Genomic DNA, 13,656 nt, shown 5'->3' on the forward strand with positions numbered 1-13,656 from the left:
CGGGTATGGGACTTCGCGCACAGGTACGGACCCGCGACGGCTGGGCCGTCCAGCACGCGGTCGTCACCGTGACGGACATGACCGGCGTCCAGGTGCTGCGGGCACAGGCCGGCGCGGACGGCACGGTGAGGCCGGGGCGACGAGAGTCCGCCGGCCCTTACGGTCCGGGAAGGGCGGGCTACGCCTTCGACCGCTCCACCATCGCCTCGATACCCGCGATGAGGAGATCGAGCGCGAACCCGAAGTCCCGCTCCCGCATCTCCTCCACGGTGTCGCCGCCGCGCGCCTCCATCAGCTCGTCGGCATGCGCGAACTTCTCGCGGTACTCCGGCCGTTCTCGGATCGTCCCCATGGCTTGGCGGAAGTACTCGTCCTGGCTGAGCCCTGCCGCCGCGCAGCGTTCGGTGAAGTGACCCTCGATGGTGCCGAATCCGTAGACGAACTGGAAGACCGCGGAGATGCCCCCCATCTGTCCGTGGGGCGGCAGGCCGGTGTTGCGGACGATCTGCTGGGCCGCCCGCGAGAAGGCCATCGAGTGCGGACCGATGTTCAGGTACGTGCCGATCAGCGGCGACACCCACGGATGCCGGACCAGCAGTGCCCGGTACCCGGCGGCGAGGGCACGGAGCTGCTCGCGCCAGCCGTTCGGGGCCGCGTCCGTGTCCGGCAGCGACACGGTTCCGAAGACCGCGTCGAGGGCCAGCTCCAGCAGGTCGTCCTTGGTGTCGACGTACCAGTAGACCGACATCGCGGTGACGTTCAGTTCGGCGGCCAGCTTGCGCATGGAGAAGCGGGCCGCGCCCTCGGCGTCCAGGAGCCGGACCGTGGCGTCGATGATCTTGTCGCGGTCCAGTCCGGCCGGCTGTGCCGACCTGCGCCCGCGGTCGGCCTTGCCCTCCAGCCAGACACTGGTCCGCATGGGGCTCTTCGTGCGGTCGGTGGTACTCGCCATCGCACACCCTCTCGGTTCTTCCCGGCCGGACGGGCGGTGCCGGAAGCCTCCGGTCCGCCCGCCTCCGATGCTATGCCGCTGAACTGTGCCACGGTGCTGTGCCCTGTGCGGCACAGCACCGTGGGCGCCCGGCGGTGTCAGGCCGCAGCCGCGGGAGGGTCCGCCCGCTCCGCCCGTCGCAGCAGCAACGCGGCGAGCAGACCGCCGGCCAGCACCGCCACCGCACCCACCAGCTGGCTCGTCTCCAGCCCCGAGGCGAACGCCTCCGAGACCGAAGCGCGCTCGCCGGCGCCGTCCGCCGCCGCCAGGGCGGCGGGCAGCGAGGTCGCCCCGACGGCCGCGGGCACCAGAGCGACGAAGCGGGAGTTGAGTACGGCGCCCAGGACGGCGACGCCGAGGCCGTTGCCGAACTCGGCGAGAGTGCCGTTGATGCCCGCGCCCACGCCCGCCTTCTCCGGCGGGATGGCGCTCATGATCGCGTTGGCCATCGCGGGCATGGACAGGGCCACCCCGGCGCCCATGACGACCAGGCCGAGCAGCATCCCGCCGTATCCGTCGGCACCGAGGACCGCGATGGCGGCGAGGCCGCCGGAGACCAGGGCCATGCCGACGGCGATGGTGACCGGAGTCCCGAAGATCCGCAGCAGCCGGGCCCCGATGCCCGTCAGGTTGAGCGCGACGACCGTGAGCGCCAGCGGGGCCGTACGAAGACCGGCGTCCAGGGCTCCGTACCCGAGCACGAACTGGAGGTGCTGGGTCAGCAGGAAGAGCGAGCCGGTCATGCCGAACGCCACCAGGATCGCGCCGGCGACCGCGCCGATGAAGCGCTGGTTGCGGAAGAAGTGCATGTCGAGCATCGGGTACGGAATGCGCAGCTCCCAGACCACGAAGGCACCGAGGAAGAACGCGCCGAGGGCGGCCGACGCCAGGACCTGGGTGGAGGTCCAGCCGTGGTCCGGGCCCGAGATGATCGCGTACACGACGGCCGTCATACCGATCGTGGACAGCACGGCGCCGAGCAGATCGGGCCGGTCACCCTGCGGGTTCTTGGACTCCGGGACCATCGCGAGCACCGACGCCAGCCCGATCACGGCTACGGGGATGTTGATCAGGAAGATCGCGCCCCACCAGAAGTGCTCGAGCACCACGCCGCCGATCAGCGGTCCGGCCGCGAAGCCCAGAGAGCTGACGGTCGACCACAGAGCGATGGCTTTCACCCGCTCCTTGTCGTCGAAGACCTGCACGACGACGGCGAGGGTCGTGGTCATCAGCAGCGCCCCGCCCACGCCCATGCCGGCGCGCGCCGCGATCAACTGGCCGGAGGTCTGGGCGAGTCCGGCAGCGAGCGAGCCGATGCCGAACAGGGCCAGGCCCGAGGCGAGCATCTTCCTGCGGCCGTACCGGTCCGCCGCGTTGCCCGCGGTGAGGAGCAGGCCCGACTGGACCAGCGAATAGGCGTTGATCATCCACTGGATGTCGGCCGTCGAGGCGTGGAGCTCCCTCGTGAGGGACGGGATCGCCACGGACAGGATGGTGTTGTCGAGCAACACGGTGAGCTGGGCGAGACAGATGACGCCGAGGATCAGCCAGCGACGCGGGTGGCCTCCGGACGGGGCCGCCTTACGGGTCTCGGTCGTCGTTGCCGTCATTCAGGCTCCTTGTACGGCGTAAGGGAAAGTGCCCGTACACCGTACAAGGATCTCCCATACGCTGTACAGCGCTATTCCCCCGAGGTCAGGTCGTAGAAGCTGACGCCGTCCACCGTGACCTCGGTGAACGTCTCCTCGACCCAGGCGGTGATCTCCGAACTCGAGCCGCCGCCGGGTCCGCCGGCCCCGCCGCCCGGCCCGGCACCGCCGCCGATGAACCAGTGGATCCGCCCGTCCGCCACGTACTGCTTGAACCGGGCGAGGGTCGGGGACGGGTCACTGCCGTTGAAGCCGCCGATCGCCATCACCGGTTCGCCCGTCGCGAGTTGGTAGCTCGCGGCGTTCTGCGAGCCGACGGCGGCGGCCGCCCAGGTGTAGCCGTCGGCGTCCCGCTCCAGCAGGGACCGGGCCTCGGCGCCGACGTCCGCCCCGTCGAGGAGACCACCCATGCCGCCACCCCCGCCGGGGGCACCGGTCTCGCCCCGGGCGGGGAAGCCGCCTTGGCCCTGGCCCCCGGGTCGGGCCTGGCCCGCGCCGGCCGGGGGCGCCGCCGCGCCGGGGCCCGCGCCCTGCCCGGCTCCGGCGGGAGGCCGCATTCCCGCACGGCCGTCGTCGCCTCCGGGGCCGCCTCCGGGGCCGCCCCCGGGGCCGCCCCGGCCGCCCGCCACGGCGGGGCCCGCCGTCACGATCGAGCCCGCGTGCCCCTCGCCCACGGTCGTCAGCGAGTACGCGGCAGGGCCCGCCAGCATCGTCACGACGCCGAGTGCGGCTGCCGCCAAGGCCGTCCGCCGGCCGGCCCGCACCACGAACATCAGGACCGCCGCGGAGACGAGACCACCGATCAGCACCGCCGTCGGCAGCCACGGAAGGTAGTCGGCGGACCGGCCCAGCAGCACGTACGACCACCACGCGGACAGTGCCACCGTCATCGCGAGCAGCGTCGACCAGAACGGCTTCGCGCGCTCCTCCCACAGCAGCGTGCCACCCATGCCGACCAGCGCTGCGATGTACGGCGCCAGCGCCACCGTGTAGTACTCGTGGAAGATCCCGGCCATGAAACTGAAGATCACGGCCGTACTCAGCAACGAGCCGCCCCAGACAAGGAAAGCGGCCCTGGCCGTGTCCGTACGCGCCGCCCGCCGGGTGAGGAAGAGGGCCGCGACGAGCAGCAGCAGTGCGGCGGGGAGCAGCCAGGAGATCTGCCCGCCGACGTTCCCGGCGAACAGCCGGCCGACACCGGTCTCGCCCCAGCCGCCTCCGCCGCCGACGCTGCCGGTCTCCTCGCCGTTGATCCGTCCCAGTCCGTTGTAGCCGAAGGTCAGTTCCAGGAAGCTGTCGTTCTGGGAGCCGCCGATGTAAGGACGCGATGACTTCGGCCACAGCTCCACGACGGCCGGCCACCAGCCGCCGCAGACCACGATCGCGAGACCCGCCAGGGCGAGTTGGCCGAGCCTGCGGCGCAGCGTCGTCGGCGCGCACACCGCGTACACCGCTGCCAGGGCAGGCAGGATCAGGAACGCCTGGAGCGTCTTGGTCAGGAACGCGAGGCCCACCGCGACGCCGGCCCACATCAGCCACGCGGTCCGCGCGTCCTCGAGTGCCCGCAGCACGCAGTACACGGTGACCGTCATCAGCAGCGCGAGCAGGGCGTCCGGGTTGTTGAAGCGGAACATCAGCACGGCGACCGGTGTGAGCGCCAGGACCGCGCCCGCGGCGAGCCCCGCCGCCGGCGTGAAGCGCCGGCGTACCGCCGCGTACAGCACCGCGACGGTCGCCACGCCCATCAGCACCTGGGGCACGAGGATCTGCCACGAGCCGAGGCCGAAGATCCGCACGGACAGGCCCATCGGCCAGAGCGATGCCGGGGGCTTGTCGACGGTGATGGAGTTGCCCGCGTCCAAGGAGCCGAAGAAGAAGGCCTTCCAGCTCTCGCTGCCGGCCTGCGCCGCCGCGGAGTAGAAGGAGTTGGCGTAGCCGGAGGCGCTCAGGTTCCAGAGGTGGAGCAGTGCGGTCGCGGCCAGCAGGGCGAGGAACGCGGGACGCACCCAGCGGGCGTCCGTCTCCCTGCCACGCCACAGCGCCGCGAGTCGGCGTGCCCGCGGGTGTGCGTGCCCGGGGCCGTCGGGCATGGTGATCCCGCCGTGCGGGACGGTCGTGGTCATGCGGTGTACCTCTTGTCGGTCATGTCGGCGCGGGCACCGTGCTGTTCGGGGAAGACCCAGGCCCGGAGGAGCAGGAACCGCAGCGCGGTCGCGGCAAGGTTCGCCGCGACGAGCACGGCAAGCTCGGTGCCATGTGAGGGACCGCCGGCGGCCACGTCCAGGGCGGCGAGGGAACCGCTGGTCAGAGCGAGTCCGATGCCGAAGACGACCAGGCCCTGCGCCTGATGGCGTACGGCGCGGACCCGGCCGCGCACACCGAACGTGAGCCGGCGGTTGGCCGCGGTGTTGGCGACGGCGGAGAGCAGCAGAGCGGCGGCGTTGGCCGGCTGCGGCCCCGTCCCGGCACGGAACAGCGAGTACAGCAGCAGGAACAGCAGTGTCGAGAACACGCCGACCGCACAGAAGCCGACGAGCTGACGGGCCAGTCCCCTGGGCACGCCGCTGAGCTCCCGGTCACGCGGGTCGTCACCGAAGGGGCGGGCGAGACGCTCCAGCGGGAGCGCCCCGACCGCGAGCGCGCGCCCGACCCGCCAGACGCCTTTGAGGTCCTCGGCGGCCGTCCTGACGATGTGGACGCTGGAATCGGGGTCGTCGACCCAGTCCACCGGCACCTCGTGGATCCGCAGACCGGCCCGTTCCGCCAGCACCAGCAGCTCGGTGTCGAAGAACCATCCGGTGTCCTCGACCATCGGCAGCAGCCGCTGCGCCACGTCCCGCCGGACGGCCTTGAACCCGCACTGCGCGTCGGAGAAGCGCGCCGCCAGCGACGACTTGAGGATCAGGTTGTAGGCGCGCGAGACGAACTCCCGCTCGGGGCCGCGCACCACGCGGGAGCTCCGCGCCAGGCGGGAGCCGATCGCCAGGTCCGAATGGCCGGAGATCAACGGCGCGACGAGCGGAAGGAGGGCGTTCAGGTCGGTGGACAGGTCGACGTCCATGTAGGCGAGCACGGGCGCGTCCGAGTGCGTCCACACCGTGCGCAGCGCCCGGCCCCGTCCCTTCTCCTCCAGCCGGCACGCCCGCACCTCGGCGATACCGGCCTCCAGGCGGGCGGCGATCTCGGGCGTCCGGTCGGTGCTCGCGTTGTCGGCGACGGTGATCCGGAAGCCGTACGGGAACGTCTCCGTGAGGTGCTTGTGCAGCCGCACCACGCACCGTTCGAGATCGGCCTCCTCGTTGAAGACGGGGATCACCACGTCGAGTACGGGTGGATCGGCCGCGCCGGCGAGCAGATGCTCGCGGGCCGGCAGGGTTTCCCATGGGGTGTCGGTTCGCATACCGACGACCCTCGAAGGGCCCGCTGTCACGGCCGTGTGATCAGCCTGTGGTCCGTCTGTGAGCCGGCGGCGGCGGGCCGGACGGCAGGGCGGAGGGCAGGCTCGGGCGCGTCCGGACCGGGGGCGGTTCGGGCGCGTCCGGCGCGGCGGGCAGCGTGACCGCGAACACGGTGCGGCCCGGCGCCGACCGCACGGTCACGGCACCGTCGTGGGCGGCGACGACGGCATGCACGATGGCGAGTCCGAGTCCGGTGCTGCCGGCCTGGCGCGACCGGGAGGCGTCGCCTCGGGCGAAGCGCTCGAAAATGCGCGGCAGCAGGCCTTCTGGGATGCCGGGCCCATCGTCCTCGACCTCGAGCACGACGGCCGGAGCCTGGCCGGACGCCGGAGGAGCGGCGGACGCCGATGCCCGGCCGCGCGCCGGTGCGACGCACGGCCCAATGAGGCGCACGCGCGCCGTGACGGTGGTGCCCGGCGGCGTGTGGGTGCGGGCGTTGGCGAGGAGGTTGACCAGGACCTGCTGGAGCCGGGGCGCGTCGCCCCGTACCGCCGCCGGCCGCGACGGCAGTTCCAGGCGCCACACATGGCCGGGTCCCGCTGCCCTCGCGTCCGCGACCGCGTCCACGACCAGCGGTGAGAGATCGGTGCTCTCCACGCAGAGCGGCCGTCCGGCATCCAACCGGGCCAGCAGCAGCAGATCCTCCACCAGTCCCGTCATACGCGTCGCCTCGGCCTCGATACGGCCCAGCGCGTGCCGCGTGTCAGGGCCTGCCGCGGGCCCCTCCCCGCCCCGTCGCGTCAGTTCGGCGTACCCGCGGATCGACGCCAGCGGCGTGCGCAGCTCATGACTGGCGTCCGCGACGAACTGCCGTACCCGTGTCTCGCTCTGCTGCCGTGCCACCAGCGCCGCACCGACGTGACCGAGCAAGCGGTTCAGCGCCGCCCCCACCTGTCCGACCTCGGTCCGCGGATCCGCCTCCGCTTCGGGCACCCGCTCGTGCAGGGCCACCTCGCCGCTGTGCAACGGCAGTTCCGACACCCGCCTCGCGGTCGCGGCGACCCGCCGCAGCGGACGCAGGGCCATCCCGACCATGCCGGCGCCCGCGATCCCGGCGGCGGCCAGCCCGGCCCCTGTGACGCACACCTCGACCAGCACCAGCGTCCCGAGAGCGTCCTGCACGTCCTCGGTCGGGATGCCGACGAGGTAGGTGCCGCGCACACCGTCGGCACAGGTCACCCGGTACCCGCCAATTCCCGGCAGGTCCACGGTGTGCGGCTTCCCGTCGCGCACCACGGCGGCCAGCGCCTCGGTCTGCGCCGCGTCGAGCACGCTCTCGGTAGGTTCCGGCCCCGAAGGCTCCACCTGGGTGCTCGCCACGGCCCGGATCACGGCGCCGTCGTCCTCGACGACCGCGCCCACCGTCCCGACGGGTGTGCCGCCGCCGGTCACGAAGTCCAGCGGCCCCATGCGCGGCATGTCCGGCGGCCGCTTCGCCTCCGCAGCCGACGGCCCCGACGCCCGCATCGCCACAGCCGCCAGCCGGGCGTCCAGCTGACCGTACAGATAGGTGCGGAACGCGATGGTGGTGACCGTGCCGATCACCGTCCCCACCACGGCGATCAGCAGCACCGCCGAGACCACCAGCCGTGCCCGCAGCGACCACGGCCGCCGCGGTGTCACCTCACGCACCGGGCTTGATCAGATATCCCGCGCCGCGCCGTGTGTGGATCATCGGCGGGCGGCCCGCGTCGATCTTCCGCCGCAGATAGGAGATGTAGAGCTCGACGACGTTGGCCTGTCCCCCGAAGTCGTAGCTCCACACCCGGTCCAGGATCTGCGCCTTGCTCAGCACACGGCGAGGATTGCGCATCAGATAGCGCAGCAGCTCGAACTCCGTCGCTGTCAGGTGGATCGACTGCCCGCCGCGGGTCACCTCGTGGCTGTCCTCGTCGAGCGTCAGGTCCCCCACCGCGAGCAGCGACTCGCTGCGCACCGCCGCCGTGCCGGACCGCCGGATCAGGCCGCGCAGCCGTGCCACGACCTCCTCCAGCGAGAACGGCTTGGTCACGTAGTCGTCCCCGCCCGCCGTGAGGCCCGCGATCCGGTCCTCGACGGCGTCCCGTGCCGTCAGGAACAGGACGGGCACGTCCGGCACCTCACGCCGCAGCCGACCGAGGACGGCGAGCCCGTCCACGTCCGGCAGCATGATGTCGAGCACCACGGCGTCCGGACGGAACTCCCGCACCGTGCGCACCGCACCCGCGCCGTCGCCGGCGCTGCGCACCTCCCAGCCCTCGTAGCGCAGGGCCATCGACAGCAGTTCGCTGAGCGGCGCCTCGTCGTCCACGACGAGCACCCGCACGGGGCTGCCGTCCGGCCTGAGCATTTCGGTGCGCCCCTGGGGCGAGGTCGTCGTCATGTTCATCAGGCTGTGACATTGCCCTGAGAGGCTTCTTTCCCGAACCTGTGAATTCCCTGAGAAGGTGCGGCTGAGTCAACGGAAACATCCGGGGTCGCCCAGGGAGCGGAACCGGAAGTCTGAAGGCGGTCGGCGTGGGCACGGCACACGAATCCTTCTGGCGGCTACGGCTGCGGCGGACACTCGCCGGGAACAGCGCCGCGCCCGTCCTCCTGCTGCTGGAGGGCCCCGCCGGTACGGGCAAGAGCCGCCTCGCAGAAGAGCTGGCCGGACTCGCCGAGGGCACAGGAGCGGCCTGCCTGCGGTGGACGCCCGGCGAGGCCGGGACCGTGCCGCAGCCCACCGAGCTGGCCGGAGACCTGCCCCTCCTGCTGATCGTGGACGACGTGCACCGCGCGGACCGGGAGGAACTGCGCAGGCTCCACCGGCTCCTGGAGCAGCCGCGGCCGGGACTGGCCGCGGTGATCGCCTACCGTCCCGAGGAACTGGCCGCACCCGGCCTGCCCCTTGGGGCCCCGCCGCCCCGCTACCCGTCCGCTCTGGCCGTCCTGCGGCACCGAATACGGCCGTGGACGGAGGCGGAGGTCCGGCAGGCCGCGACGGCGGCCCTCGGTGAACGCTGCACGGCGGAGGCGGTGACGCGGCTGCACGAACGTTCCGGCGGAGTCGCTCAGGTCGTCGTCGACCTGCTCGCGGTGCTGCGCGACAGCACCCGTCAGCGGTGCACGGCCACCGACGTGGACGCCGCGGGCGTGCCCGTACGGCTGGCCGACCTGAGTATCGGCCGGACGGCCGCCCTGCCGCCGGAACACCGGCCCGTCGTGTGGGCCGCCGCCGTACTGGGCGAGCCGGTGAACCGCGACGAACTCGTCGCCGTGTCGGGGCTGGGACCGGCCCTCGGCAGGGAGGCGCTGCTCAGCGCGCTCGCCGGCGCCGCACTGACGGAATCGGGGGAGGGCCGCTACGGGCTGCCCGTCCCGCTCGCGGCCGTCGCCGTGCACGGGTCCTTGCCGGGGCCCGTACGGCAGGAACTGCACGGGCGGGCGGCCTCCGTACTGGCGCACCGGCAGCCCGTGCCCTGGGCGGCACTGGCAAGGCACCACAGAGCCGGCGGCCGGATACGCGGCTGGCTGCGCGCCGTCGAACAGGCCGCGCGGGAGGCGGCGGAGTCGGAGCGGCACCAGGAGGCCATCGGCCTGCTGGAGCAGACCCTCGCCGACCCGGCCGTACCGCCGCAGACCCGCGCCCGGCTGGCCCCGATCCTGGCCCGCAGCGCGGTCGTCGGACTGCGCTCCGACCAGACCGTCCAGGTGCTGACCCAGATCGTCGAGGACGCCGCCCTCCCCGCAGCCGTGCGGGGCGAACTCCGGCTCGACCTGGGGCTGCTGCTGTGCAACCAGGTCGGTATGAGCGACAAGGGCTGGCACGAATTGGAGCGGGCCGCCGCCGAACTGCGCGAGGCCCGGCCCGACCTGTCGGCGCGGGCGATGTCCGCGCTGGTCATGCCCCACTGGCCCAGTTCCTCGCTCGAGGTCCACCAGGGGTGGCTGGAGGACGCGGCCAGGACCGCGGAGGACAGTGGCGACGAAGCCGCCCGCTCGGCCGTCGCCGCCAACCGCGTCGGCCTGGCCATGAGTTGCGGCGACCCGCAGGCCTGGGATCTCGTCACGGAGCTGCCCACGGACAGCCCCGACCCCCGGTCGCGGCTGCACGCGGCCCGCGGTCTGTGCAACGCCGCCGACGCCGCTCTGTGGCTCGGCCACCCGGGGCGGGCACAGGACCTGCTCACCGAGGGCTTCGAACTGGCCGGCAAGAGCGGCGCGCCCTACACCGAGCACACGGCGCTCGGGACCCGGCTGCGGCTCGAGTGGGTCACCGGACGCTGGGCCGGCCTGGCCGACAGGTGCGAGAGCTTCGTCGCCTCCACAGCCGCGATGCCGGTGATCAGCGCGGACGCCCGCCTGGTGCGTGGGCTCCTCGCGCTGGCCCAGGGCGAGTGGGATGCGGCACTGTCGTGGCTGTCCGGCGCGAACGCCGCGCCACGGGACGAGGCCGCGCCGCCGCTCGCCGCCGCCACCTCGGGAGCCCTGATCCGGCTCGCCCTGGCCCGCCAGGAACTGCCCTCCGCGGCACAGGAGGCGCGTGAGGCGTGGGCGAGGGCACGCCGGAAAGGGATCTGGGTGTGGGCGGCGGACCTGGCGCCCTGGGCCGTCGAGGCACTCGCCCGATCGGGCGACCCGGAAGCGGCACGGGAGGTGATCGCCGAATACACCGCAGGGCTCGAAGGCCGTGACGCCCCCGGGGCCGAGGCCGCGGGCAGCTGGAGCCTCGCCGCGCTGGCCGAGGCCGAGGGCCGGTTTTCCGATGCCGTCCCGCTCTACCGGGCGGCGGCCGCCGCGTACGTGTCGCTGCCCAGCCCGTACGCCCAGGCGCTGACCACGGAAGCTGCGGGCCGCTGTGCCCTGGCGGCGGGCGCCGAACCGACCCGGACGGCTGTGCGGGAGGCCGACGGCCCAGCGGAAGCCGACGACGCGGTGGACGGATGGCCCGTGAGCGAGACGGACGCCGGGTGCGCCGCACGAAAGGCGCGCCACGAACAGGCCGTCGCGGACCTGACCTCCTGCACACGGCAGTTCACCGACCTCGGTGCCGTGTGGGACGCCGCTCGTGCCCGTGCCCTGCTCCGTTCGTACCAGCCCGCCAAGGAGACGCGCCCGCCGGGCAGGCCCTCGTACGGCGACCGCCTCTCGCCACGTGAGCGCGAGGTCGCCGAGCTGGCGGGGACCGGGCTGACGAACCGGGAGATCGCGACGACGCTGCATCTCTCTCCGCGCACGGTGGAGCAGCACGTCGCACGGGCGATGCGCAAACTCGGCACCACATCGCGGCAACATCTCGCCAAAATCATCGACACGGCCGTTCTGCCGGAGACCCCGAACGCCACCGTAAACAGTGACTAATCGGACCGTTCAGCTGAAGACCAGGGGTTAATCAGGTATCCGTAGCGGCACCCCCCCGGATAGGCGAGTGTGCATTCTCAGCCGTAGGTTCCATGCCCATCGGCCGGTCGAACGCGCATCCACAGCGGGGGAGCTGTCAGCGCGTCCGACCGTCCGGTGACACGAGCGGCTGAAGGGGGCCGTGTACGGGTGTTCTCGGCCCACCCAGCCGACGTCGCCCGCACCGTGCGTCCCCGGCATCCGGACACGAGCGCACCCCAATCCACTGGCGCTCGACGGGGCTCCCTTCGCTGCCCGCTCGGACGGCCGCCCTCTCACAACCCCCTGCACCCTGTCAGCGGCGACAGGAACCCCCGGCTTGTCATGCACTGAACCAGGTATGCCTTGGTTCGTGCTGCCGGGTCGAACCCTCGAAAGGCAACGCCTTGAACGGTCCAAGACTCATACGCACGTCCCTTCTCGCGGCAACCGCCACCGCGATGCTCTGCGTCGGCACGGCCACCTCGGTCGCCGCGCCCACCGCTGCCCCGGACGCCGCCCCCGCACCCTCGGCCCCGGCCCCGGCCGGCCAGGCCCCCGTCGAACGCCTCATCGTCGGCTACAAGTCGATGACCACAGAGGCCAACTCCGACTCCGCGGCCGCCAAAGACGCCGAGGCCAAGGGCAAGAAGGCCGGCGAGTCCCTCGACTTCGACCGCCGTCTGGGCACCGGAGCCGCCCTGGTCGACCTCGGCGGAGAGCTCGACAAGAAGGACGCCGACGATGTGATGGCCGCCTTCCGCGCCGACCCGGACGTCGCCTACGTAGTCCCCGACCGCCGGGTGTACGCCGCGGCCGTGAACCCGAACGACACCGAGTACCAGCGTCAGTGGGACCTGTTCGAGTCGGCCGCCGGCATGAACGTCCCGGGCGCCTGGGACAAGGCCACGGGCGAGGGCGTCAAGGTCGCCGTCATCGACACCGGCTACGTCGCCCACTCCGATCTCGCCGGCAACGTGATCGCGGGCTACGACTTCATCTCCGACCCGTTCATGGCGAACGACGGCGGCGGCCGCGACAGCAACGCCGCCGACCCGGGCGACTGGATGCTGCAGGGCGAGTGCGGCAACAACTACCCCGAGCGCGACACCACCAGCTCCTGGCACGGCACCCACGTCGCGGGCACCATCGCCGCCACCACGAACAACAGCAAGGGCATCGCCGGCATCGCGTACAACGCGACCATCCAGCCGGTCCGCGTGCTCGGCAAGTGCGGCGGCACGACGGCCGACATCATGGACTCCATCACCTGGGCCTCCGGCGGCACCGTCTCGGGCGTACCGAACAACCCGAACCCCGCCGATGTCATCAACATGAGCCTCGGCGGCAGCGGGGCCTGCGACTCCGGCACCCAGAGCGCCATCAACGCCGCCGTGAACCGCGGCACCACCGTCGTGGTGGCGGCCGGCAACAGCAACGCCAACGCGGCCAACTTCAACCCGGCGAACTGCGGCAACGTCATCACCGTCGCCGCGTCCGACCGTGAGGGCAACCGCGCCTCCTACTCGAACTACGGCACCATCGTCGACATCACCGCCCCCGGCGGCGAGACCGCGGTGAGCTCCGCCAACGGCATCTGGTCCACGCTGAACAGCGGCACCCGCAGCCCGAGCACCGAGAACTACAAGGCGTACCAGGGCACCAGCATGGCCGCCCCGCACATCGCCGGCCTCGCCGCGCTGATGTACCAGGCCAACCCGTCCGTCACGCCGGCCCAGGTCGAGAGCTCGATCAGGAGCAACGCCCGCACGCTGCCCGGCACCTGCTCCGGCGGCTGCGGCGCGGGTCTCGCCGACGCCGCCCGCACCCTCGGCGCGTCCGGCGGCACCGCCCCGCAGCCGCCCACCGGCAGCGTGTTCACCAACGCCGCCAACGTGAGCATCCCGGACACCAACACCCCGGTCACCTCCTCCCTCGCGGTGACCGGCATCAGCGGCAACGCGCCGGCCGCCCTCAAGATCGCCGTGGACATCAAGCACACCTACCGCGGTGACCTCAAGATCGAGATCGTCGCCCCGAGCGGCGCCTCCGCAGTGCTGCAGAACACCTCCAACGACAGCGCGGACAACGTCCTCACCACCTACACGGTCGACGCCTCCGGCGTCGCTGCGAGCGGCACCTGGAAGCTGCGCGTCACCGACATGTACAGCGGTGACACCGGTTACATCGACTCCTGGAGCCTGACCTTCTGACAGGT

8 protein-coding genes and 1 pseudogene are annotated in these 13,656 nt (G+C 72.5%); 3 read left to right on the forward strand and 6 right to left on the reverse strand.

The window, feature by feature from the left end; all coding sequences use genetic code 11:
- Window positions 1-5 precede the first annotated feature (5 nt).
- Window positions 6-132 (forward strand): annotated as a pseudogene (locus tag MDN94_RS07160) (YceI family protein); the annotation flags it as partial.
- Window positions 133-178: 46 nt separating this feature from the next.
- Here MDN94_RS07160 and MDN94_RS07165 read toward each other — a convergent pair.
- From MDN94_RS07165 to MDN94_RS07190, 6 genes are all read right to left on the reverse strand, one after another.
- On the reverse strand, window positions 179-952 hold the full coding sequence (locus MDN94_RS07165; protein ID WP_482725077.1) for a TetR/AcrR family transcriptional regulator: 774 nt from the start codon (window positions 950-952) through the stop codon (window positions 179-181).
- A 137-nt stretch (window positions 953-1,089) separates the two neighbouring features.
- Window positions 1,090-2,601, reverse strand: a complete 1,512-nt coding sequence (locus MDN94_RS07170) for an MFS transporter (protein WP_482725078.1) — start codon at window positions 2,599-2,601, stop codon at window positions 1,090-1,092.
- A gap of 71 nt (window positions 2,602-2,672) precedes the next feature.
- On the reverse strand, window positions 2,673-4,763 hold the full coding sequence (locus MDN94_RS07175) for a glycosyltransferase family 39 protein (protein ID WP_482725079.1): 2,091 nt from the start codon (window positions 4,761-4,763) through the stop codon (window positions 2,673-2,675).
- The gene (locus MDN94_RS07180; protein ID WP_482725080.1) at window positions 4,760-6,040 is read right to left on the reverse strand and encodes a glycosyltransferase; all 1,281 of its coding nucleotides are present in this window, start codon (window positions 6,038-6,040) and stop codon (window positions 4,760-4,762) included. The genes MDN94_RS07175 and MDN94_RS07180 overlap by 4 nt, the downstream gene beginning before the upstream one ends.
- 40 nt (window positions 6,041-6,080) lie before the next feature.
- A complete protein-coding gene (locus MDN94_RS07185; RefSeq protein WP_482725081.1) occupies window positions 6,081-7,730 on the reverse strand; it encodes a sensor histidine kinase in 1,650 nt (549 codons plus the stop codon).
- On the reverse strand, window positions 7,723-8,460 hold the full coding sequence (locus tag MDN94_RS07190) for a response regulator transcription factor (protein ID WP_482725082.1): 738 nt from the start codon (window positions 8,458-8,460) through the stop codon (window positions 7,723-7,725). Before MDN94_RS07190 ends, MDN94_RS07185 begins: the two co-directional genes overlap by 8 nt.
- A gap of 134 nt (window positions 8,461-8,594) precedes the next feature.
- Between MDN94_RS07190 and MDN94_RS07195 the strand changes: the two genes are divergently transcribed.
- A complete protein-coding gene (locus MDN94_RS07195; RefSeq protein WP_482725083.1) occupies window positions 8,595-11,420 on the forward strand; it encodes a helix-turn-helix transcriptional regulator in 2,826 nt (941 codons plus the stop codon).
- Window positions 11,421-11,899: 479 nt separating this feature from the next.
- Window positions 11,900-13,651 carry a S8 family peptidase gene (locus tag MDN94_RS07200; protein WP_482727023.1) on the forward strand — a complete coding sequence of 584 codons (1,752 nt, stop codon included), beginning with the start codon at window positions 11,900-11,902 and terminating at the stop codon, window positions 13,649-13,651.
- Window positions 13,652-13,656 lie beyond the last annotated feature (5 nt).

Source organism: Streptomyces sp. WAC00040 (assembly GCF_056835925.1).